The sequence below is a fragment of the Streptomyces sp. NPDC059247 genome, from assembly GCF_042754005.1.
GTDB lineage: Bacteria > Actinomycetota > Actinomycetes > Streptomycetales > Streptomycetaceae > Streptomyces.
The window spans coordinates 1-22771 of sequence record NZ_JBHYZW010000017.1 but is presented as its reverse complement, the minus strand read 5'-3'; the positions used below and the strand labels follow the sequence as shown (position 1 = coordinate 22771).

Sequence of the window (22771 nt, the reverse complement as noted above, 5' to 3'; positions counted from 1 at the left end):
CCCGGCGATCCCCTCCCCCACCCCCACCGACGCCCCGCCGATGAGCAACCGGGACTGGTGGCCGAACCAGCTGGATCTGCAGGTGCTGCAGCAGCACGCGCGGCGGTCCGGGCCGATGGACGAGGACTTCGACTACGCGAAGGAGTTCGCGGGCCTGGACGTCGAGGCGCTGAAGCGTGACGTCTTCGAGGTGATGACGGCGTCGCAGGACTGGTGGCCCGCCGACTACGGCCACTACGGACCGTTGTTCATCCGGATGAGCTGGCACTCGGCGGGAACGTACCGCATCGAGGACGGCCGGGGCGGCGGCGGTTCCGGCGCCCAGCGCTTCGCCCCGCTCAACAGCTGGCCGGACAACGCCAGCCTCGACAAGGCCCGGCGGCTGCTGTGGCCGGTGAAGCAGAAGTACGGCCGGAAGGTCTCCTGGGCGGACCTGCTGGTCTTCGCGGGGAACTGTGCACTGGAGTCGATGGGCTTCGAGACCTTCGGGTTCAGCTTCGGCAGGGAGGACGTCTGGGAGTCGCAGGAGGTCTTCTGGGGTCCCGAGGACACCTGGCTCGGTGACGAGCGCTACCGCGGCGACCGGGAGCTGACCGGGCCGCTCGGGGCCGTGCAGATGGGCCTGATCTACGTCAACCCGGAGGGCCCCAACGGCGATCCGGACCCCCTCGCCGCGGCCCGGGACATCCGCGAGACGTTCCGGCGGATGGCGATGGACGACGAGGAGACGGCCGCGCTGATCATCGGCGGGCACACCTTCGGCAAGTGCCACGGCGCCGTCGACCCCTCGTGCGTCGGTCCCGAGCCGGAGGCCGCGCCCCTGGAGCAGCAGGGTCTCGGCTGGCGGAACACCTGTGGCAGGGGGGTCGGCGCCGACGCCCTCACCAGCGGTCTCGAAGGTGCCTGGACCACGGCGCCGACCACCTGGGACAACGGCTACCTGGACCATCTGTTCGGCTACGAGTGGGAGCTGACGACGAGTCCGGCAGGGGCCCGTCAGTGGAAGCCGACGGATCCGGCGGCGGGCGACACGGTCCCGGACGCGCACGACCCGTCGAAGCGGCACGCCCCCATGATGCTGACGACGGACCTCGCGATGAAGCTGGACCCGGTCTACGCCCCGATCGCCCGGTCCTTCCACGAGGACCCGGAGCGGCTCGCGGAGGTCTTCGGCCGCGCCTGGTACAAGCTGCTGCACCGTGACATGGGGCCGGTCTCGCGCTGTCTCGGTCCCTGGGTTCCCGAGCCGCAGCTGTGGCAGGACCCGGTCCCGGAGGTGGACCACCCGCTGGTCGAGGAGGTGGACGTCACCGCCCTGAAGGGCGAGATCCTCGCCTCGGGCCTGGCGCTGTCCCAGTTGGTCACCACCGCCTGGGCCGCCGCGGCGAGCTTCCGGGGCACCGACCGGCGGGGCGGTGCGAACGGGGCCCGCATCCGGCTCGCGCCGCAGAAGGACTGGGAGGTCAACGCCCGGCCCGAGGTGGCGCGGACGGTGGAGACCCTCGACCGTATCCGGCGGGAGTTCGACGGGGGCCGTTCCGACGGCGTGCGGATCTCGCTGGCGGACCTGATCGTCCTCGGTGGCTGCGCGGCGGTCGAGCAGGCCGCGCGGAACGCCGGGCACGCGGTCGCGGTGCCGTTCGCGCCGGGCCGTACGGACGCGACGCCGGAACAGACCGACGTCGAGTCGTTCGCCGTGCTGGAACCCCGGGCGGACGGTTTCCGCAACTACCTCGGGACGGGCGAGAAGCTGTCGCCGGAGACCCTGCTCCTCGACCGTGCGAACCTGCTGACACTGACGGCGCCCGAGATGACGGTGCTGGTCGGCGGGATGCGCGCCCTGGACACCGGTTTCGCGGGCTCCCGGCACGGTGTGTTCACCGACCGGCCGGAGTCGCTGACGACGGACTTCTTCGTGAACCTGCTGGACATGGGCACGGAGTGGAAGCCGTCGGTGACGGACGAGAACGTGTACGAGGGCCGCGACCGCGCCACGGGCGAGGTCCGGTGGACGGCGACCGCCGCCGATCTCGTCTTCGGCTCGCACGCGCAGCTCCGGGCGCTGGCCGAGGTCTACGCGTCCCGCGACGCGGGCGGGAAGTTCGTGCGGGACTTCGTGTCGGCGTGGGACAAGGTCATGAACCTGGACCGGTTCGACCTCGGCTGAGACGGACCGGTCCCGCCGCCCGGCAGGACGGGCCGGGCGGCGGGACCGGTGTGGTCAGGTGGTGACGGGCTCGCGCTCCCGGGGGATCTTCTCGCCTGCCTCGACGGCGACCGGGAGGCGGTTCTCGGTCGGGGGCAGCGGGCAGGTCGCGTAGTCGGTGTACGCGCAGGGCAGGTTGCCCGCGCGGTTGAAGTCGAGGAGCACGGTGCCGTCGGGTCCCGGCGCGTCGACCCGCAGGCTGCGGTTGGCGGCGTAGGTGGTGACGCCCGAGGTCCGGTCGGTGAAGAGGACGGTGAAGCCGCCGGGCACGTAGCCGTTGAAGGCGGTCAGGCTCAGGTCCTGTCCGTCGAGCCGGAAGTCGATCCGGCCGGGCGCGTCGTACACGTGCCGCAGGCCCTCGACGCTGGCGCCGACGGTGGTGGGCCGGGGCACGTCGAAGGGCACGTACCGGCCGGTGACCGCCCAGCGCGGGTCGGGCGCGTAGGCGGGGGTCCCCGTGAAGGCGACCCGCAGCGGGTGATCGGGGTGGCGGGGCCGGACGACGTCGTGCCCGCCGCGCCGGGCGACCTCGATGACGATGTTCCCCCAGACGGCGTCGACACCGCCGCGCTCGGGGATGTCCCCGAAGGCGTACCGGCCCTTGACGGTGGTCCCGTCGATGACGAGTTCCTCGTCGTCGGCGAGTTCGACGACGACTCCCTCGGGTCCGGTGGTCCAGGCTCCGGGGGCGTCAGGGACGCGCTGCGGCTCGTCGGTGAGCCAGTGGAGGCCGGTGATGGCGAGGAAGCCGTGCTCGGCGGAGAGCCGGGCCTCCTTGTCTCGGTGCCATGCCTCCCACTCCGCGACGAAGTCCTCGGGGACGCCGTCGGCGGTGCTGGGGCGGGTGGGCGCGGTGCGGGACTCGGGGTCGTTCCCGAGGCTCATGGGTCCTCCAGGTGGGACGGGCGCGGGTGGGGTTCGCTGCACCGGGAGGCGCTCGTGCCGACGGCGACGGGCCCGGAAGGGCGCGTCGGAGGGCGGCGTCGAGGGGTGACGGGGGCGCGGTGGTCGCGCGTGCGACGGCCGGCTGCCGGGACGAGGGCCTCGGGGTCAGCCGGAACAGGACGTGGTCGTGACGCGCACGTAGTCCACGTGTCGGCGCATCACGAGCAGGGTCATGGGGTCAGCAAAGCACAACACCCGTGCCCCGGGCCAGTGATCGTCGGATCTCGATCACCGGTCCGGGGCCGGGAGCCGTGCGGGCGCGGCCGTGGCCGACGGCCGTGGCGCGGTTGCGCGGCGGGCGGGCGTGGCAGGGGACGCGTGGTGGTGCGGGTGGGCCGGTGTCCCCTGGCCGGTGCCCGGGGGTCAGCGGCCCTGGAGCGCCTTCACGTTGTCGCCGAAGGTCCAGCCCTTGGAGCCGTCCCAGTTGGCGGACCAGGTCATCAGGCCCTTGAGGGCGCCGTTGTAGCGGTTCCAGGCCTGGGAGACCAGGGAGGGCGACATGTAGCCGCCGCCCGCGCCGGGCTGGGCGGGCAGACCGGGGACCTGCTTGTCGTACGGGACGCGGATGGTGGTGCCCTGGATCACCAGGCCCCGGTTGAGGCAGTCGGTCTGGGCGGCGAACCCGGCGACGGTCCCGGCGGAGTAGGAGTCGCCGGAACAGCCGTACATGCTGCCGTTGTAGTACTGCATGTTGAGCCACCACAGGCGTCCGTTGTCGGCGTACTTCTTGATGATCGGGAGGTACGAGCCCCAGATCGAGCCGTAGACGACGCTGCCGCCGGTGACGTAGGCGGTCTCGGGCGCCATGGTCAGTCCGAAGCCCGCGGGCATCCGGGCGAGGACGCCGTCGATGATGTGGACGAGGTTGGCCTGGGAGGTGGAGAGGGTGTTGATGTTGCCGCTGCCGACGAGACCGGTCTCGATGTCGATGTCGATGCCGTCGAAGTTGTAGGTCTGGAGGATCGGCACGACGGTGGCGATGAACTTGTCCGCGACGGCGCGGGAGCTGAGGTCGATGCCCGCGGTGGCGCCGCCGATCGACAGGAGCAGGGTCGCGCCCGCCGCCTTGGCGCGGCACATCTCGGCCGGGGTGGAGACCCGGACGGTGTTGTCCATGCCGTCCTGCCAGAGCACCGTGCCGTCCGAACGGATCACGGGGAAGGCGGCGTTGATGACGTTGTACCCGTGGGCGGCGAAGCGGGGGTCGTCGATGGGGGCCCAGCCGAAGGGCGGGTGGACGCCGTTGGCGGAACCGTCCCAGTTCTCCCAGTAGCCCTGGAGCACCTTCCCGGTGGGGCGGGACTTGAGGGCGCAGGTGTCCCCGGGGGCGGCGGCGGACGCGGTGCCGGGGGCGGCGGCCCGCCCCGGGGTGGTGGCCTGGGCGGTGGGGGCGGCGAGGGCTGCGGCCGTGAGCAGGGCGGCGATTCCCGCTCCGAGGGCGCGGGCGATCCGTGGGCGTGACATGCGTGCTCCTGGGGACGTCGTGGGGGATGGTCCTGGGCATGGCTCGCGTTCGACCAGACCGTAGGTTGGTCCAGACCTTTCGTCAACCACCCCGGCGACCCCCGCTCCCGGCGGCACACGGCGGGCGGGAAACAGCTGAGGCGAGGAGTCCAAGGACTCCTCGCCACTCTCAAGATATAGCGCACGGGGGGCCTTGCCGCAAGGCCCCCGTCGTGGTCCACAATCTCCGGGCGAAGCCGTGGACGGCGTAATTCGACGACACACGGAATACCCGCCCCCACGGAACACCGGAAATATCGAACGGGGCTTTTCCCATGATCGACGTGATCATCGCCGGGGCCGGTCCGACCGGCCTGATGCTCGCCGGAGAACTGCGGCTGCACGGCGTGGACGTGCTGGTTCTCGACAAGGAGACGGATCCGACCCGCCAGTCGAGGGCGCAGGGGCTGCATGTGCGCAGTATCGAGGTGATGGAACAGCGCGGGCTGCTCGGGCGTTTTCTCGCGGAGGGCCGGGAAATCCGGGCCGGTGGTTTCTTCGCGGGTCTCAGCGCTTCCTGGCCCGAGCGTCTCGACACCGCGCATTCCTATGTCCTGGCCATTCCGCAGGCCGTCACCGAGCGGCTGCTCGCCGAGCACGCCGTGGAGACCGGAGCCGAGATCAGACGCGGCCACGAACTGGTCGGACTGGAACAGGACGCCGAGGGGGTGACCGTGGAGCTGGCGGACGGCGCCCGGCTGCGCGCCCGCCATCTGGTCGGCTGCGACGGCGGTCGCAGCACCGTGCGCGCTCTCCTCGGCGTCGGCTTCCCCGGTGAACCCTCACGGGTCGAGACGCTGCTGGGCGAGATGGCGCTGGACGTCTCCCCGGAGGAGCTGGCCGCCGTGACGGCCGAGGTCCGCAGGACGCAGCTGCGGTTCGGCGCGATGCCGCTGGGCGACGGTCTGTACCGGGTGATCGTGCCCGCCGAGGGCGTGGCCGAGGACCGCACGGCCGCCCCTGGACTCGACGAGTTCCGCACCCAGCTGCGGAAGTTCGCGGGCACCGACTTCGGCGCCCACGCGCCGCGCTGGCTCTCCCGCTTCGGCGACGCCACCCGGCTGGCCGACCGCTACCGGACCGGCCGGGTGTTCCTCGCGGGCGACGCGGCGCACATCCATCCGCCGACCGGCGGGCAGGGGCTCAACCTCGGGATCCAGGACGCCTTCAACCTGGGCTGGAAGCTCGCCGCCGAGATCGCGGGCTGGGCTCCCGAGGGGCTGCTCGACAGCTACCACGCGGAGCGGCACCCGGTCGCCGCCGACGTCCTGGACAACACCCGGGCGCAGATCCAGCTGATGTCGACGGAACCCGGCCCGCGGGCCGTGCGCCGACTGCTCGCCGAGCTGGTGCGGTTCGAGGAGGTGGACCGGTATCTGATCGAGAGGATCACCGCCATCGCGGTCCGCTACGACTTCGGCGGGGGCCACGAACTGCTCGGCAGGCGCCTGCGGGACCTGCGGCTCGGGAGCGGTCATCTGTACGGGCTGACGCACGCCGGGCGGGGCCTGCTCCTGGACCGGACCGGGCTGCTGTCCGTCGCGGGCTGGGAGGACCGTGTCGACCACGTCGTGGACGATCTCGGCGAGGGCGAGGAACTGGACGCGCGGGCGGTGCTGCTGCGCCCGGACGGCCATGTGGCGTGGGTCGGCGAGGACCAGCGGGACCTGGCCGGACACCTGCCGAGGTGGTTCGGCGCGGCGAGGGGGTGACGCCCGGCGGCCCCGGGGCCGCCCCTTCCCCTCTCGGGGGAGTACGCCTGGGGGCCGGGTCCGTCGGTGACGGACCCGGCCCCCGTGGTCGGTGGTCGGCCACCGACGGTCAGCGGGGCGCGACGGTCAGACGCGGTCGGCCGCGATCAGGACGTACTGGAAGGAGCCGTCCTTGTAGGACTCGATGAACGCCTCCTCGATGCCGGTGACCAGCGAGGAGGTGGCGCGCAGCTCCCAGTACGGCAGGGTGTCCGGCGTCAGGTCGATGACGGCCTGCGGGACGAGCCGGTTGTCGGCCATGGCCCGCAGGTACTCACGGCGGGAGTGGATGTTGCACTCGAAGTGGGCGTTGATCTGGGAGACCCACTTCGAGGGCTGGCCGTAGCGCGGGTTCCAGCAGCCGGTGATGGTCACGTACCGGCCGCCGACCTTGAGGAAGCGGGAGTGCTCCGCGAAGAGGTCGTCGAGGTCGACGTACATGCTCGACTCGTTGTTCCACGAGGCGGCCACGCTGCCCTTCTCGAAGGGGGTGTCGAGCATGTTGCAGACCTGGGCGTGGACGTGGTCGGCGATGCCCAGCTCCGCCGCGCGCCGGTTGCCGAACTCGGCCTGGGTCGAGGAGAGGGTGACACCCTCGACCTTGCAGCCGAAGCGCTGGTGGGCCATGACGCTCGAACCGCCTCGGCCGCAGCCCGCGTCGACGAGGGTGTCCGTGTCCTGGATGACGCCGAGGTGGTCCAGGAGGACTTCCGCCTGGGCCGACTCCAGCCGGTGCAGCTCCGTGATCAGCTTCTTCTCGTACTCGCTGTCCTCGGGGGTGCCGAGGCCCGCGTGGTCCACGGCACCGATGCCGTAGTGGTGGTGGTACAGCCCGTCCACATCGCCGAGGCGCAGGTTCACCGGCCGGGCCTCGGCGTTCCAGTAGCGGGCGATGTCGCCCTGGTAGGGCGTCGCCGGGTTCGGGACGAACGCGGTGGTGTCGTTGACGGTGGTGAACTCGGTGCTGGTCACAGATAATTCCATTTCTTACCAGAAATCGGGCAGGCTGTATCGGTAGGTGTTGGTCTGGTGCCAGTAGTGGTTGCCGTCGACCCAGACGGCGACTCCGCGCAGGAAGCGCAGCACGTTCGGGACGGGGCAGGCGAGGGCCAGGGCGGCGGCCTCGCTCTCGAAGGCGCGCATGAGGTCGTTGTGGACCTCGACCGCCTTGAGGTATCCGTCGCGCTCGGAGAGGTTCTCTCGCTCGGAGAGCACCACGGGCAGGTTCAGGTGGTTGCCGGGGCTGTCCAGTTCCTTCATGTACGAGTAGAGGTCGTTCACGATGGTCGTGGCGTTCCCGGCCAGGGCGAGGACCCGCTGCATGGCCGGCTGGGCGTGCAGGTCCGCGGGCAGCTCGTAGCCGCCGACGGTGTCCGTGATGGTGGGGCAGGGGCGGAAGTTGTTGAACTGCCGCATCGACAGGTACTCCCACACCTCCGGCATGTGGTTCGTCTCGGCCCAGGCGGCCTCGGCGAGGTAGCCCAGGTGCAGCCGCGCCATGTCGTGCCGGAAGCGGTCGGCCTGGGAGGGGGTCGACTGCCGGACGAAGTACTCCATGGCGGAGCGGTACGCGCGCCGCGGGGAGTCGGAGCGGAGCGACTCCGCCCACGGGGACGCGTACTCCTCGGTGGTGTGCAGCGGGTCGAGCGCGGTGTGGGCGAGGAGCAGCCGTCCGCCGAGTCCGACGGGCGAACCGCCGTGGTCCTCGCAGTAGATGTCGTCGACGGCGTTCTCCGCGACCATCAGCCGGGTGGCGACCATCAGGTGTTCGACGGTCGGCGCGTCCGGGTGGCAGGCGACCATGTAGCGCCCGACGGAGAAGCCGTCGAACTCGCCCTCCCAGTCGTCGGGGAACAGCTGGACCTCGTCCACGGCCCAGTCCTTGATCCGGCGGCTGACCTCGTCCACCCGGACGGGGTCGGGCTCGGCGACGGGGTGGAAGTAGAGGCCGGGGATGGGCCTCCCCCCGGCCGCCTCGGGGAGCGGGGTCTCCGGCAGGGCCGGTGCCTCCGGGGGCCGGGCCAGCGAGAGGGTCGCCGTGCCCAGACCGGTGGGCCCGCCGGGGAACCGCGCCGGGGCCCCGGCGGGTTCGACGGGGGTGGGGCGGGGTGCGGGGGCGGACTCCGGCGCCGGGACCTCCGGCACCTCGAAGGCCGGTGGGGCCCCGGCGGCGGGCGCCGGGACCGGGGGCGCCGCCACGGCGGCGGTGACGGCCGTCCCCGCGGGCGCCTCGGCGAGCACCTCGGCGAGCGCCCGGGACCCGAAGAGGGCCGTGGCGGAGGGCAGGCTCGACAGCAGAGGGGAGAGCCCGGGTTCGGGCATCCGTGACTCCTCGGTGAGATGGATGGGCTGTCCCGGATCCCGGGCGTTCTCGGACGGCCCGGGAATCCGGACCGTCACGGCCTCCGTGCGGGGGCCGGACGGCTCCGCTAGTCGCGCCTGCGGGCGATCTGCACGTTCTCCAGGACGCCGAGCGCGTTGGGCACGAGGATGGCGGCGGAGTAGTACGTGGTGACGAGGTAGGACATGATCGCCTGCTCGCTGATGCCCATGAAGCGGACGGACAGACCGGGCTCGTACTCCTCCGGCAGACCCGTCTGACGGAGGCCGATCACTCCCTGGTTGTCCTCGCCGAGGCGCATCGCGAGGATCGAGGTGGTGTTCTCCGCGCTGATCGGGATCTTGTTGCAGGGGAGGATCGGGACACCGCGCCAGCTCGGGATGCGGTGGCCTTCGAGGTCGATGATGTCGGGGTAGAGGCCGCGGGCGTTCCACTCGCGTCCGATCGCGGCGATCGCCTTGGGGTGGGCGAGGAAGATCTTGGTGCCGCGGCGGCGGCAGAGCAGCTCGTCGAGGTCGTCCGGGGTGGGCGGGCCGGAGTGGGTCTGGATGCGCTGCTTGAAGTCGGCGTTGTGGAGGAGACCGAACTCCCGGTGGTTGATGAGCTCGTGCTCCTGGCGCTCGCGCAGTGCCTCGACGGTGAGCCGGAGCTGCTCCTCCGTCTGGTTCATCGGCCCGTTGTAGAGGTCGGCGACCCTGGTGTGGACCCGCAGGACGGTCTGGGCGACGGAGAGCTCGTACTCGCGCGGCTTCAGCTCGTAGTCGACGAACGCGCCGGGCAGGGCGACCTCGCCGGTGTGACCGGCCGACATCGCGATCTCGGCCTCGCCGTGCTTGTTCTGGCGCTGGAGCGGCAGCGAGCTGAAGTCCTGGATGTGGTTCTGCAGGCCGGGGGCCGAGGCGAGGACCGCGCCGAACTCGGAGCGGGAGAGGGTGAGCAGGGTGCCGGAGGTCTCGGCGGTGGCGGTGTAGTCCCATCGGGCGTCGGTGTCCAGAAGGGCGTTCTCACCGAAGCGGTCGCCGTCGGCGAGCACGGCCACGGTGACCTCGTCGCCGTACTTGCCGACCGAGGTCTGGCTGATCCGGCCGTGGGCGATCAGGTGGATCTCGTCGGCGGGCGCGCCGCGCTGGACGAGCACCTCCCCGGCGCTGAAGTCGCGCTGGACGCAGCGGCCGGCCAGCGCCCTCAGCACCTCCTCGTCCTCGAAGCCGCGGAGCAGGGCGAGCTCGCCGAGCTCACCGGGGATGACCCGGACGCGGGAGCCGTCCTGGACGAACTCGATGCGTCCGTCGCCGACGGTGTAGCTGAGTCGGCGGTTCACCCGGTAGGCGCCACCCTTGGTCTCCACCCAGGGGAGCATCCGCAGCAGCCAGCGGGAGGTGATCTCCTGCATCTGGGGGGCGGACTTGGTGGTGGTGGCGAGGTTCCGGGCCGCCGCGGTGCTCAGGCTGGACTGCTTCGGCGATTCCTGCTGAGCTTCCGGGCTGGTGTCAACGGTCATGGGGTCGAGCTCTCCTTGGGAGGGTGCTGACGGGCGCACGAGCGCGCCGGTCGAAAAGCGGAGAAAGCAGGTGAGGGAAGGAAATTCCGGAGGAATTCAGGGAATCCGTCCAGATCCCGGGGAACAGTAACGGCCTGCTCCGCTCATCCACCTCGTCGGACTGACGGCATTACCTCGATCCAGCGATCTTGCTCCCGAAAAGGTTTAAAGACGCGGACGGCGACATTCGGCCGGTCTGGCCGGGACGCAACCGACAGGAGACGGTGAGCGCGCGCCGGGCGGGACCGTCGCCCCCTCGCCCTGACGGCGCATGAATCACGCCGAAATGGGATAAGCATGATCTCTCCGACTTCATTCGCATGACAGTCATTTCTTTCCTCAGCCGCCTCACCTTCCGCGTCTCGTCTTCCGCGTCTCACCCTCCACTTCTCCGCTCCCCCCTCTCCCCGTCCCCCTTTCCGGCCCCTTCCGGCCCCTTCCTCGTCGCTCGCGTCCGAAAGGCCCCGCATGACCAGCGCCAACGCCTCCTCCGGGCCCCCGCTCGGCGTGTACTCCGAGGTCGGACGGCTCCGGAAGATCACGGCCGATGAGGTGGGCCTCGGTCTCGTCGAGGACACCCGGGCCTTCCTCGACTCCCTGGCGCCGCGCGGTCTGGCGGAGTACCTCATCGGCGGTCTGTCGACGGCGGACCTGCCGGAGGACCTCCGCTCCGGGTACGTGGCCCTGGCGCGCGGCGGGACCGGCGCGCGCGAGTACCTGATGCCGCCGCTGCCGAACACCCTCTACACCCGGGACACCACCTGCTGGCTGTACGGCGGGGTGACCCTCAACCCGCTGTACTGGCCCGCCCGGCACGGCGAGACGCTCCTGATGAAGGCGGTCCACACCTTCCACCCGGACTTCCGGGACGCCACCGTGTGGTGGGGCGACCTGGAGCGCGAGTGGGGCCGGGCGACCTTCGAGGGCGGCGACATCATGCCGGTCGGGAACGGCGTCGTCCTCATGGGGATGAGCGAGCGGACCTCACGGCAGGCGATCACCCAGGTGGCGGCCTCGCTGTTCCGGAACGGGGCCGCCCGGCACGTCGTCGTCGCCGGGATGCCGAAGCTGCGGTCCGCGATGCACCTGGACACCGTCTTCACCTTCGCGGACCGGGACGTCGTCACCCTCTACCCGAGGATCATGGACTCGGTCCGGACCTTCTCGCTGCGGCCCGCCGACCGGGCGCCCGGCATCGAGATCACCGACGAGGGCGGCACCCCGTTCGTGGACGTGGTCGCCGGGGCGCTGGGGCTGCCGCGGCTCCGGGTGATCGAGACCGGCGGCGACGTGTACGCCTCGGAGCGGCAGCAGTGGGACAGCGGCAACAACGCCGTCGCCCTCGCACCCGGTGTCGTCGTCACGTACGACCGGAACACCCAGACCAACACGCTGCTGCGCAAGGCGGGCATCGAGGTGATCACCATCGTCGGCGCGGAGCTGGGCCGGGGGCGCGGCGGCGGTCACTGCATGACCTGCCCGCTGAGCCGGGACGCGGTCGCGTTCTGACCGGCCCGTCTCCCGTACGACGGGTCCGGTCAGCCGGGCGTGCCGGTCCGGCCGGTGAGCTGCTCGGCGAGGTCCCGCTCGGTCTCCTCGGGGAGCGAGGTCTTGAGGACGGTGCCGCCGAACGGCTCCATGGCCGTGGCGAACCGGTCCTCTGTGATCTTCGAGGCCATGATCACGACGGCGGAGCCGCCCGGTCCGAGGAGCGAACGGACCTTGTCGCGGAAGGCGTTGTCGACGCCCGTCTGGTTCAGTCTGCCGATCAGCCCGCCGACGGCGGCGCCGATCACGCCGATGCCCGGCGTGAGGACGATCATGCCGAGGACCAGGCCCCAGAGGGCGCCGGCGGTGGCCGAGAGGGCCACCTGTCCCTCCCGGCACGCCGCGGTGTCGACATGGGTCGCGCCCTGCGCGTCGACCGACACGACGGCGAGTCCCGTCAGGTCCACGACGTGGCTGTCCGCCAGCTCCTGGACGGCGGCGAAGGCCCTGTTCGCGACGGCGAGGTCGTCGTAGCCGAGGACGACGAGTTCGGACATGTGTCTCTCCCTCCGGGGTCAGTAGCGCAGTACGGCGGCGATGCGGCCGAGTTCGGCCAGGGTGTCCTCGGGGACGAACTGGACCTCGGCGCCGGTGTCGAGGGCCCGTTCGACGATCTCGTCGACCATGTCGTCCCTGGAGTCCGCGGCCCCGGACTCGACGGGCTCCAGGTGCCCGCCCTCCTCGCGTACGACCGTGCGGTACTGGTCCTCGACGGCGAGCAGTCTGATCCGGCCCTCCTTCACCGCCTGCCACACCTCGTCGAGGCCCCCGGCGAACTCTCGGCGGCCCCGTGCGGTGTCGAGTTCGGCCACGACGGTGGCCGACGCGGCGGCCTCGCGGGCGGCGCGCGCGGGCTCCACGGCCTCGTGGACGGCAGCGGCGGGTCCGCGGGCGAGCCCGCCGTGCTGGATGGGGGTGGTGCCCGCCCGGAGCGGTCCGGTCTCCTCCAGGAGGGTGAGGGCGGCGGGCTCGCCGAGCAGGTAGAGCGGGCGCGGGTCGGAGGCCAGGACCGCGTTCAGGGCCTCGTGCGCCTCGCGGAAGAACTGGCGGGTGGCCTCGTCGCGGAAGGTGCTGGGCAGGTCCCCGATCCGCTCCTTGCGCTCCGCGTCCGGGTCTTCCAGGCTGCGGGTGAGCGGGAAGCCGTCGGCGGTGTGCTCGGTGGTCCGCTCGGGGCCGCCGCTCCACAGGGAGATCCGGTCGGCGGCCACCGCGAGGGCCCAGGTGGGCCGTTCGGCGGCCTGGGCGGCGACGAGGTTGCGGGTGAGGAAGGTGTCGGCGAGGACCACCCGCTCGGGGACCGTACGGGCGACCGTCCACACCTGGTGCTCGCCCTGGGCCACGAGGATGACCAGGCCGTCCTCGACGTGCGCGAGATCGGTCTCGGCCACCGCGCGGCGCAGTTGGTCCAGGATGTCGGCGCGCCGCTCGCGGGGGACGTCCGGGTCGTCCCGGAGCGCCTTCTCCGCCGTGCTCACCAGGTTGCGGAGGCGTACGGGGTCCTGGGCGTTGTCCGGTTCGCGGCGGTGGGTCGGCATCACGAGGGACACGGCCGGGTACGGACGGGGCTGTCGCAGTTTGGCGAGCGCGTCGCCGCTGAGCGCGGGGGGCATGGGGGGTCCTTCCGGTGACGGAGTGGGCGGGGCCTGCGGAGTGGGGGGTGGCTACCGTGGGGGGCCGGTGAGCCGTTCGGCGAGTTCCCTCTCGTCCTCGTCGCTGAGCGAGGTCTTGAGGACGGTGCCGCCGTACGGCCGCATCGCGGCCGTGAACTTGTCCTCCGTGACCTTCGAGGCCATGATCACGACGGCGGCCGTGCCGGGTCTGAGCAGGGCGTCGACCTGTTCGCGGAAGCGGTCGTCGACTCCCGACTGCGCGAGTCTGCCGACGAGCCCGCCGAGGGCCGCCCCGGTCAGGAGGCCGACCCCGGGCAGCAGGAAGAGGATGCCGAAGACGGTTCCCCAGAGGGCGCCGGTCGCGGCGGTGGCGCCGACGACGCGTCTGCTGGTGTCGACATGGGTCTCGCCCTCGGCGTCCAGGGAGACGACGGCGAGTCCGGCGAGCCGCACGACGTGGTCCCGTTCCAGGTCCTTGACCGTGGCGAGCGCCTCTTCGGCGACCCGGTGATCGTCGTATCCGATGACGATGAGTTCGGCCATGCCCGCCTCCTCGGGGAAGGGATGCCGGGGTCCTCCCTTCTGCCGGAGAGGCCCGGACGGGCTCTCCGGGGCCCACAGGCAGTCATCCTGTCCCGGTTCGCGGGTCCCCGCGACTCGATGGGGTCCGGCCGGGGACGCGGCGGGCCCCGCCGTCCCGTGGTGCCGGACGGCGGGGCCCTGAGCCGGTCGTGGCCTCGCGGTGTTACGTCACGGGCTGCTGCTGGGTGACGCAGTGGATGCCGCCGCCGCCCGTGCCGAGCCGGTCGATGTTCAGCTGTTCGACGACGCGGTCCGGGTAGAGCCGGGCCAGGGTGGCCCTGGCCGCCTGGTCCGCGCGGGTGTCACCGAAGTGGGCGCTGATGACGGCGCCGTTGCAGAGGTAGTAGTTGGCGTAGGAGGCGAGGAAGTCCCTGCTCCTCGAACGGATCTTGTCGTAGTCCGGGCCCTGGAGCTGGGTGACGTCCATCGGCACGCCCCCGGCGGTCGTCGCGGCGTCCAGGAGGGCGTACTGCTGGCGCGCGTCCCGGGCGTACACGTCGGTGTCGGTGGCGAGCGGCATCTGGACGAGGGCCTCCCCCGGGCCGAGGAAGCGGGAGGTGGCGTCGACGTGGTCGTCGGTGATGTCCTGGCCCTTGACGCCGTCGAACCAGATGAGCTTGGAGGCTCCGTACGCGGCGAGCACGGCGGTCTCCACCTGGCGCTCGGTCATCGCGGGGTTGCGGTTGCGGTTGACGAGGCTGCTGCGGGTGGCCATCAGGGTGCCCGCCCCGTCCTGCTCGACGGCGCCCCCCTCGCCGACCAGGGCGGCGTAGCTGATCGGCACGCCGACGTAGGCGGCGATCCGGCCGGCGACGAGGGCGTCCTTGGCGTGGGTCTGCTTGTTGCCCCAGCCGTTGAAGTTGAGGCCGATCGCGTCCAGGCCGCCGGTCCCGTTCGTACGGAAGACGGGGCCGGTGTCCCGTGTCCAGCAGTCGTCCACCGGGATGGTGGTGATCACGGTGACGGTGGAGCCGCACAGCTGGCGGGCCTTGGCGGCGCTGCCGGAGTTGGCGCACATCACGACCGGCTCGTACTTCGCGACGGTGCGGGCGATCAGGGCGATGTCGGCCTGGACCCCGCTCAGGGTGCTGCCCCAGATGGCGGTGCTGTCGGGCCAGGTCATCCAGGTGCGGGTGTGCCGGACGTCCTCGGCGGGGACCCGGAAGGTCCCGGCGGTCCCGGCGGCCAGGGCGCTGCCCCCGGCCGTGGTGGAGAGGGCCGCGCCGACGGCGGTCAGTCCGGCGGCGACGAGGAAGCCGCGCCGGTTCGGTCCGGGGCGTACGGGCCGGTCCTCCTCGGGCCGGTTGTCTTCGGGCCGGTTCGCCTGGGCGGAGTGTGCGGCGGGTCGGTTCACTTCTGCCTCCTGGGTGTGGCGGTGGGCGGTACGGGTGCGGTCATCAGGCGCTGCCGGGCTTCCGCGATCCGGTCCGGGTTCCAGCCGGGGCGCGGGACGGAGTCCAGGAGCAGCCGGGTGTAGGGGTGCCGGGGCGCGGCGAGCACCTCGGCGGTGGCACCGGCCTCGACGACGCGGCCCCGGTGCATGACGAGGAGTTTGTCGGTGACGCACCGGACCACGCCGAGGTCGTGGGTGATGAAGAGGTAGCCGATGGGGGTCTGTTCGCGGATGTCGGCGAGCAGGTTGAGGATCTGGGCCTGGACGGAGACGTCGAGGGCGGCGACGGCCTCGTCGAGGACGAGGACGGCCGGTTCGACGGCGAGGGCGCGGGCGATGGCGACGCGCTGGCGCTGGCCGCCGGAGAGCTGCCGGGGCAGGGCTTCGGCGGTCCGGGTGCCGAGGCCCACCTGGTCGAGGAGTTCACGGACGCGGGGTGCGGGGTCCCGGTCGGGGAAGTGGAGGCGGAGGGTCTCGCGCAGGGCCCGCTCGACGGTGCTGCGGGGGTCGAGGGACAGGTAGGGGTCCTGGAAGACCAGTTGGACCTCGCGGGCCCTGGCCAGGCGCTGGGCCCGGCCCCGGGCGCGGGCGGGCCGGACGGTGCCCCGGACCCGTACCTCTCCGGTGTCGGCGTGTTCGAGGCCGACGACGATCCGGGCGGTGGTGGTCTTGCCCGAGCCCGAGCCGCCGACGATGCCGAGCGAGCCTCCCTCGGGGAGGGTGAAGGACACCGCGTCGACGGCGTGGACGTCCCCGAAGGCGCGGCTGAGGCCGTCGGCCCGCAGCAGGGGTTCAGTCATCGGCGGTGCTCCCTCGGGCGGCGAGCCGGTCGTGGTGGTGGCAGGCCGTGTGGTGGTCCTCGTCGATCCGGGCGGGTTCGGGCGCCCGTTCCGCGCACAGGTCGGTGGCGAGCGGGCAGCGGGCGGCGAAGGCGCAGCCGGTGAGGGCGGTGCGCGGGTCCGGCGGGCGGCCGGGGATGGCGGGGAGCCTGCCGCCGGGGGCGGTGTGGCGGGGGGTGGAGGCGAGCAGGGCCGCGGTGTACGGGTGGCGGGGGTGGGCGAACAGGGTTTCTGCGGGTCCCGTCTCGGCGATCCGGCCCGCGTACATGACGTAGACGCGGTCGCTGACGGCGGCGGCCAGGTCGAGGTCGTGGGTGACGAAGAGCAGTCCGGTGCCGAAGCGGCGGCGGAGCCGGGCGAGGAGGGCGATCACCTCCGCCTGGGTGGTGACGTCGAGCGCGGTGGTGGGTTCGTCGGCGAGGAGGAGGGCGGGGTCGCCCATGAGCGCGGCGGCGATCACGACGCGCTGGAGCATTCCGCCGGAGACCTGGTGCGGGTACTTGGGGAGGGCGGTGGAGTCCAGTCCGACGGCTTCGAGGAGTTCGACGGCGCGCGCGGTGGCTCCGGCGCGGTCCGTGGTGCGGGCGGCGCGGACCCCTTCGGTGAGGAAGTCGCCGATGCGGCGGAGCGGGTTGAGGGCCGCGCGCGGGTCCTGGAAGACCATGGCGGCGGTGCCCGCGCGCAGGGCGCGGAGCCGTTCGGGGGCGAGGGAGAGGACGTCGTGTCCGTCGACGAGGACCGTGCCCCCGGTGGTGGCGCCGGGCGGCAGCAGACCGAGGGCGCTGCGGGAGGTGAGGGACTTCCCGGAGCCGGACTCTCCGACGAGGGCGACGGTCTCGCCCGCGCCGACGGTGAGGCTGACGCCGTCGAGGACCGGGCGGGCGGTGCCGGGGAGGGTGATCCGCAGGTCGCGGACGTCGAGGGCGAGGGGCGGTGGGGTGATCCGCGGGTCGCGGACGTCGGGGGCGGGGGGCGGTGGGGTCATCCGGCTCTCCTTGCGACGCGGTCGGCCCAGCGTTCGCCGACCACGTTGAACGCGACGACGGTGAGGACGACGAGGAGGCACGGCAGGACCGCGGAGAGCGGGTAGCCGTACTGGACGGCGGTCTGGCCGTCGAAGACCATGCGGCCCCAGTCGGGGGTGAGCGGGGGGACGCCGAGGCCGAGGAAGGACAGTCCTGCCAGGTCCATGAGGGCGTAGCCGAAGTTGATGGTGGCCTGGGCGAGGACGACGGGAGCGACGGCGGGCAGGACGTGCCGCAGGCAGATCTGGAGCCCCGAGTGGCCCTGGACGCGGTAGGCGCTGATGTGGGGGCGGGCGCGTTCGGCGAGGACGAGGGAGCGGGTGAGCCTGCTGACGTACGGGAGGTAGGCCACGCCGAGCGCGACCACGGGGGCGAGGAGCCCTTCGCCGTACACGGAGACGACGAGGACGGCGAGGAGCACCCCGGGGAAGGCGAAGACGAGTTCGGTGCCCCGGGAGAGGAGGGTGTCGAGCCTGCCGCCGCGCCAGGCGGCGGCGGTGCCGACGGCGACGCCGACGAGGGTGGAGGTGATGACGACGCCGAGCGGTCCGAGGAGGGAGGTGCGGGCGCCGAGGAGCAGGCGCGAGAGGGTGTCGCGGCCCGCGGCGTCGACGCCGAGCGGGTGTTCGGGGGAGGGTCCGGCGAGGGCGGCGCCCAGGTCGACGGCGTTGGGGTCGTGGGGGGCGAGCCAGGGCGCGAGGAGCGCGACGGCGACGACGCCCGCGGCGAAGGCGAGGCTGAGGAGGTGGAGGGGGGAGCGGCCGGAGGAGGCGCGCAGTCCTCTGAGTCCGGGTCTGCGGGTGAGGGCGGTGGTCATGTGCTCGCTCCTCTCGTCCCGAGGGCGATCCGGGGGTCGACGAGCGGGAGGAGCAGGTCGACGAGGAGGTTCACCGTCATGAAGAGGGCGACGATGATCAGGGAGACGGCCTGGACGGTCGGGAAGTCCTTGGTGGTGGTGGAGAGTTCGAGGAGTTGTCCGATGCCACCGATGCCGAAGGCGGTCTCCACGAGGATCGTGCACACCAGGAGGGTGGAGACGATCAGTCCGGCGGTGGTGAGGACGGTGCCGAGCGAGTTGCGGAGCACATGTGCGCGGATGACCTGGCGTTCGGGGACGCCCCGGCCACGGGCGACGGTGACGTGTTCGGCGGTGAGCGCTTCGAGCATGGCGGAGCGCGTGACGCGGGCGAGCATACCGACCAGGTAGAGGGCGAGGGCGATCGCGGGCAGGGTCAGGTGCCAGACCCGGTCGAGGAATCCGGTGCCCGCGCCGCCGCTGGGGAACCAGCCGAGCCGGACGGCGAAGAGGCCCTGGAGGAGGACGGCGGCGACGAAGGAGGGGGTGCCGACGGCCAGGGTGGTGCCGAGGAGGACGGCGGAGTCGGTGGCTCCGCCGCGTACGGCGGCGATCCGTCCGAGCAGCAGACCGAGGACGACCACGACGGCGAGGGCCATGGCGATGAGGAGGAGGGTGGTGGGCAGCCGGTCGGCGAGGAGCCGGGAGACGTCGGTGCGGTAGGTGAGGGAGCGGCCGAAGTCGCCTTGGAGGACGTCTCCGAGCCAGCTCAGGTAGCGCACGGCGAACGGGTCGTCGAGGTGGTACTGGGCCTTGACGGCGGCGAGTGCCTCCGGGGACGCGGAGCGGCCGGAGAGCAGGAAGCTCGCGGGGCTGCCGGGCGCCAGGTACATGGCGCCGAAGACGACGAACGACGCCACGAGCAGGGTGGCCGCCATCTCGGCGGCCCGCCGGACGGCGAATCTCAGGAAGTTCACGGCGCGGCCCCGACGTCGGCGGCCCACGGGTAGTACAGGTAGGCGATGGTGGTGGGGGCGCCGGTGATCCTCTTGTTGAGGAAGAGGGAGGTGGGCCATTCCGCGACGGGGATCCACGGGAGCTGTTCGGCGGCGTGCCGCTGGAGTTCGCTCTCGATCCGGAGCCGGGCGCCGCGGTCCTGGGTGGCGGTGGCGCGGTCGACGAGTTCGTCGTACCGCCGGTCGCGGTAGTCCGCGAAGTTGAGGTAGGCGCCGGTCCTGAAGTTGGCCAGGAGGTCGAGCGGGTCGGTGATCGAGTCGTAGTAGGTGAGCGGGAACATGTCGATGCCCTCGCGCGCCTCGGGGTCGGTGAAGAGGGCCGTGAAGGCGTTGGGCGCGACGGACTTGAGGTTGATCTTCAGGCCGATGCTGGTGCCCGCCGCCTGGACGGCGGTGGCGAGGAGCGAGACGTCCTGGCCGATGGAGCTGGTGGCGACGGTGAGGGTCTTGCCGGTGGCGCCCGCCTCCCGGATCAGGGCGCGGGCCTTCTCCAGGTCGCGGGCCGTGGGCGGAAGTCCGGCGAAGGCGGCGCGGCGCGTCTCGTCGGAGGCGCCCGCCCAGGCGGCGCGGCTGGTCGGGGAGGTGGTGGCCGTTCCGGCGCCGCCGAGTCCGGCGCGGACGAATCCGCCGCGGTCCAGGGCGAGGGAGAGCGCCCGTCTGACGCGTACGTCGCCGAGCGGGCCCTTCATGTCGGTGACGTTGACGTGGACGGTGCTGAGGCCCTCGCCGAAGGAGAGGGTTCCGGCGCCGCTGTTCCTGAGCCGGTCGTAGCTCTCGGTGGGGATGAGGTAGCCGCCGTCGGCCTCGCCGCTGAGGAGGGCGTTGGTGCGGCCGGTCGGGTCAGTGAGGAAGCGGAAGACGACCTTGCCGGCCTTGGCCCGTTCGCCCCAGTAGCCGTCGAAGCGGTCGAGCTGGAGCGACTGGCCCTTCTGCCAGGAGCCCAGGGTGAAGGGGCCCGTGCAGGCGAGCCCGCCGGAGGTGCCGTAGTCCTTGCCCGCGGTGGTGACGCCCGCCCGGGAGGCGACGGCTCCGGCGGCGGTCGCCATGTACTGGGGGAACTGCGAGTCGGGCTTCTTCAGTTTGACGGTGACCCGGAGCGGTCCGGTCTTGCGGACGGAGGCGACGTTCCGGAAGTTCTGGGCCCAGGCCGCCGCGTTCTTCGGGTCGGTCTGGCGGCCCAGGCTGAACACGACGTCGTCGGCGGTCATCGTGCGGCCGTCGTGGAAGCGCACCCCGCGCCGCAGGTCGTAGACCCAGGTCGTCGGGTCCGGCTGGGTGGCCTTCTCCGCGAGTCCGGGTTCGAGGGTGAGGCCCGGCGTCCAGCGCATCAGGCTCTCGCACACGTTGGAGAGGATCGTGTTCTGCGGGTAGTCGAACGCCATGGTGTAGTCGAGCGTCGGCGGTTCGGCGTACATGGCCCAGGTGAAGGAGTCGATGTCGCCCTTGGCCCGGGGGGTGCCGGGGGAGAGGGCGAACGCGCCGCCGGTCCCGTCGCGGGGCGGCCCGGCGCAGGCGGCGAGCACGGCGGCGGAGAGCAGCGCGAGCGCGGCGCGCGCGGCCGTCGCGGGGACGGACCGGCCGCGCGGCGGTCCGGGTCGGCGTCTGGAGACGCGGAGTGGGGGTGCGGTGGTCATCGTCGCGCTCTCTTTCGGTACGGCGGTCGGTACGGCGGTACGGCGGTCGGTACGGGTCGCGGCGGCTCGGGCCCGGCGGGGGCGGTGGGACGAAGGGCGGGAGGAGGGAGGGGGCGGGAGGCGGTGCCGGGCGGGGGTGTCGGGGGTGGGCGGTCCGGGGAGCCCGGGGGGTGGCCGGGGGTGTCGGGAGCCGGGCGGTCCCGGGCGTCGGCCCGGGGTGGACCGGGAGTCGGCGTGGGACGGCCCGGGGCTCTCCGTCAGTGGTGCCGGGCGGAGACGGTGTTACGGGGTGGGGCGGTTACGGGGCGGGGTTACGGGGTGGGGCGGGCCGCCGCCGGGATCTGCTGGGTGATGCAGTGCACCCCGCCCCCGCCGTACGCGATGACCGGCGCCGGGACTCCGACGACCTCCCGGCCCGGGTGGGCGCCCGCGATGACGTCGAGGGCCGCCTTGTCCTGCGGCACTCCGGCGACCGGGACGACGATCCCGCCGTTGGCGAGGTAGTAGTTGAGGTACGAGACCTCCACCCGCCCGCCCGCGACCTCGGTGAACGCGGTCTGCGGCACGTCGACGATCTCCAGGGCGCGGCCCCGGGCGTCGGTCGAGACCTCCAGGACGGCCCGGTTGGCGCGCATCCGGGCGTGGTCGGGGTGCGTCGGGTCGTCGGGCAGGGAGACGACGACCCTGCCGGGGGCGGCGAAGGCGCAGACGCCGTCCACGTGCCCGTCGGTCTCGGTGTCGAGGAGCCCGCCGTACGGGAGCCAGATCACCTTCTCGACGCCGAGCCGCGCCTTCAGCTCGGTCTCGATCTGCTCGCGGCTCAGGTCGGGGTTGCGGTTGGGGTGGAGGAGGCACTGTTCGGTGGTGATGAGGGTGCCTTCGCCGTCCACGGTGACCGCCCCGCCCTCCAGGATCATGCCGGAGGCGATGCGCTCGATCCCGAGGTGGTCCAGGAGCAGGGCGCTGATCCGGTCGTCGGAGTCGTACGGGTGGTGCTTGCGGCCCCAGGCGTTGAAGCGGAAGTCGACGCCCGCGCGGTGGCCGTCGGCGTCGAGCACGAAGAGCGGGGCGGAGTCACGGAACCAGGAGTCGTCCAGGGGCAGTTCGACGACGGTGACGCCCTCGCCGCAGTGCGCGCGGGCGTCGTCGCCGTAGCCGGGCGGGGCGACCATGGTGACGGGCTCGAACCGGGCGACGGCCTGGGCCACATCGGCGTACTCGCGCTTCACGGCGTCCAGGACGCCGTCCCACAGCTCTGCGCGGGTGGGCCAGGCCATCAGGCAGCCTTCGTGCTCGGACCACTCGGCGGGCATACGGAAAGCGGCCATCAGTGTCTCGTTTCTTTCGATGGAGAGGATCGTGTCCCTAACTGAATTTTCAGTCAAGAAGAAGGGCATGAAAAAAGAGTCGGATACGAAGAACGCGTCGGCGGGTCTCCGGGCGCGGATCGGCCGGAAGAGGGCATCTCAGAGGAAATAGAGGCGGCTGAGGGAGACCCGCTGCGCCGGTTCCGAGCGCAGCGGGGAGCCGTCGAGCGTCACCAGTCCGTCGCGCGGATCGACCTGGACGTCCCCCACGCGCGCGTTGCCGACCATCTGCGCCGGCCCGATGCCCCGGGTGTCCCGGACGGCGACCCTGCGGCGCCGGGTGCCGAGGGCGTCGTAGGGGCGTCCGGGCGAGCCCGACTCGGCGGCTGCCCGGCTGACGAAGGCCACCGAGAGCTCGGCGGGGGCGGCGCCGTGCGCGCCGAACAGCGGGCCGAGCACCAGGGGCTCACAGGTGTCGGTGGCGGCGTTGGGGTCGCCGGTCACCCCGTACGCGGGGAAGCCGTTCTTGATGACCATCTGCGGTTTGGCACCGAAGAAGGGGGGTCGCCACAGCACGATGTCGGCCATCTTGCCGACTTCGATGGAGCCGATCTCGTGGGCGAGTCCATGGGCGATGGCCGGGTTGATGGTGAGTTTGGCGACGTACCGCAGCACGCGCGCGTTGTCGTCGCCCGGCCCGTCGCCCTCCATCGGCCCCAGTTCGGCCTTCATCTT

Annotated in this window: 18 protein-coding genes and 1 pseudogene; 3 read left to right on the top strand and 16 right to left on the bottom strand. The window is 72.4% G+C overall.

The features are described from left to right. Window positions 1-40 precede the first annotated feature (40 nt). Window positions 41-2167, top strand: coding sequence for a catalase/peroxidase HPI (gene katG / locus ACFXGN_RS25450; protein WP_384863627.1), 2127 nt, complete (start codon window positions 41-43; stop codon window positions 2165-2167). A 54-nt stretch (window positions 2168-2221) separates the two neighbouring features. On the opposite strand, the gene ACFXGN_RS25445 is transcribed toward katG, so the two are convergent. Both ACFXGN_RS25445 and ACFXGN_RS25440 read right to left on the bottom strand, forming a co-directional pair. After that, complete coding sequence (locus tag ACFXGN_RS25445) at window positions 2222-3091, bottom strand: DUF1684 domain-containing protein (protein ID WP_384863390.1); 870 nt, start codon at window positions 3089-3091, stop codon at window positions 2222-2224. Between the two features lie 423 nt (window positions 3092-3514). Then, the gene (locus ACFXGN_RS25440) at window positions 3515-4615 is read right to left on the bottom strand and encodes a chitinase (RefSeq protein WP_384863387.1); all 1101 of its coding nucleotides are present in this window, start codon (window positions 4613-4615) and stop codon (window positions 3515-3517) included. A gap of 314 nt (window positions 4616-4929) precedes the next feature. Between ACFXGN_RS25440 and rox the strand changes: the two genes are divergently transcribed. Beyond that, the gene (gene rox / locus ACFXGN_RS25435; protein ID WP_384863386.1) at window positions 4930-6366 is read left to right on the top strand and encodes a rifampin monooxygenase; all 1437 of its coding nucleotides are present in this window, start codon (window positions 4930-4932) and stop codon (window positions 6364-6366) included. 126 nt (window positions 6367-6492) lie between these two features. Here rox and ACFXGN_RS25430 read toward each other — a convergent pair whose 3' ends face one another. The 3 genes from ACFXGN_RS25430 to ACFXGN_RS25420 all read right to left on the bottom strand — a co-directional run bounded on the left by ACFXGN_RS25430 (window position 6493) and on the right by ACFXGN_RS25420 (window position 10247). Continuing rightward, a complete protein-coding gene (locus ACFXGN_RS25430; protein WP_384863384.1) occupies window positions 6493-7377 on the bottom strand; it encodes a geranyl diphosphate 2-C-methyltransferase in 885 nt (294 codons plus the stop codon). A gap of 15 nt (window positions 7378-7392) precedes the next feature. Further along, on the bottom strand, window positions 7393-8727 hold the full coding sequence (locus ACFXGN_RS25425) for a family 2 encapsulin nanocompartment cargo protein terpene cyclase (RefSeq protein ID WP_384863381.1): 1335 nt from the start codon (window positions 8725-8727) through the stop codon (window positions 7393-7395). A 107-nt stretch (window positions 8728-8834) separates the two neighbouring features. Next, window positions 8835-10247: a family 2B encapsulin nanocompartment shell protein gene (locus ACFXGN_RS25420; RefSeq protein ID WP_384863378.1), complete on the bottom strand. Its 1413-nt coding sequence runs from the start codon at window positions 10245-10247 to the stop codon at window positions 8835-8837. Between the two features lie 570 nt (window positions 10248-10817). Between ACFXGN_RS25420 and ACFXGN_RS25415 the strand changes: the two are divergent. After that, a pseudogene (locus ACFXGN_RS25415) lies at window positions 10818-11795 on the top strand (arginine deiminase family protein); the annotation flags it as partial. Between the two features lie 29 nt (window positions 11796-11824). Here ACFXGN_RS25415 and ACFXGN_RS25410 read toward each other — a convergent pair. The 11 genes from ACFXGN_RS25410 to ACFXGN_RS25360 all read right to left on the bottom strand — a co-directional run. Further along, entirely contained in the window at window positions 11825-12331 is a 507-nt protein-coding gene (locus ACFXGN_RS25410) for a DUF1269 domain-containing protein (RefSeq protein WP_384863377.1), read from the bottom strand. Between the two features lie 18 nt (window positions 12332-12349). Continuing rightward, entirely contained in the window at window positions 12350-13444 is a 1095-nt protein-coding gene (locus ACFXGN_RS25405; RefSeq protein WP_384863374.1) for a chemotaxis protein, read from the bottom strand. Window positions 13445-13495: 51 nt separating this feature from the next. Further along, on the bottom strand, window positions 13496-13987 hold the full coding sequence (locus tag ACFXGN_RS25400; protein ID WP_384863371.1) for a DUF1269 domain-containing protein: 492 nt from the start codon (window positions 13985-13987) through the stop codon (window positions 13496-13498). 202 nt (window positions 13988-14189) lie between these two features. Then, window positions 14190-15380, bottom strand: a complete 1191-nt coding sequence (locus ACFXGN_RS25395; RefSeq protein WP_384863369.1) for an agmatine/peptidylarginine deiminase — start codon at window positions 15378-15380, stop codon at window positions 14190-14192. Then, complete coding sequence (locus tag ACFXGN_RS25390) at window positions 15377-16219, bottom strand: ABC transporter ATP-binding protein (RefSeq protein ID WP_384863367.1); 843 nt, start codon at window positions 16217-16219, stop codon at window positions 15377-15379. The genes ACFXGN_RS25395 and ACFXGN_RS25390 overlap by 4 nt, the downstream gene beginning before the upstream one ends. Continuing rightward, the gene (locus ACFXGN_RS25385) at window positions 16212-17243 is read right to left on the bottom strand and encodes an ABC transporter ATP-binding protein (RefSeq protein ID WP_384863365.1); all 1032 of its coding nucleotides are present in this window, start codon (window positions 17241-17243) and stop codon (window positions 16212-16214) included. Before ACFXGN_RS25385 ends, ACFXGN_RS25390 begins: the two co-directional genes overlap by 8 nt. After that, complete coding sequence (locus tag ACFXGN_RS25380; protein WP_384863363.1) at window positions 17240-18100, bottom strand: ABC transporter permease; 861 nt, start codon at window positions 18098-18100, stop codon at window positions 17240-17242. The genes ACFXGN_RS25385 and ACFXGN_RS25380 overlap by 4 nt, the downstream gene beginning before the upstream one ends. Continuing rightward, a complete protein-coding gene (locus ACFXGN_RS25375; RefSeq protein ID WP_384863360.1) occupies window positions 18097-19056 on the bottom strand; it encodes an ABC transporter permease in 960 nt (319 codons plus the stop codon). The genes ACFXGN_RS25380 and ACFXGN_RS25375 overlap by 4 nt, the downstream gene beginning before the upstream one ends. Then, a complete protein-coding gene (locus ACFXGN_RS25370) occupies window positions 19053-20729 on the bottom strand; it encodes an ABC transporter substrate-binding protein (RefSeq protein ID WP_384863358.1) in 1677 nt (558 codons plus the stop codon). The genes ACFXGN_RS25375 and ACFXGN_RS25370 overlap by 4 nt, the downstream gene beginning before the upstream one ends. Window positions 20730-21040: 311 nt before the next feature. Next, complete coding sequence (locus ACFXGN_RS25365) at window positions 21041-22126, bottom strand: agmatine/peptidylarginine deiminase (protein WP_384863355.1); 1086 nt, start codon at window positions 22124-22126, stop codon at window positions 21041-21043. A 69-nt stretch (window positions 22127-22195) separates the two neighbouring features. Beyond that, the coding region (locus tag ACFXGN_RS25360) for an amidohydrolase family protein (RefSeq protein ID WP_384863353.1) at window positions 22196-22771 on the bottom strand (576 nt) is incomplete at its 5' end.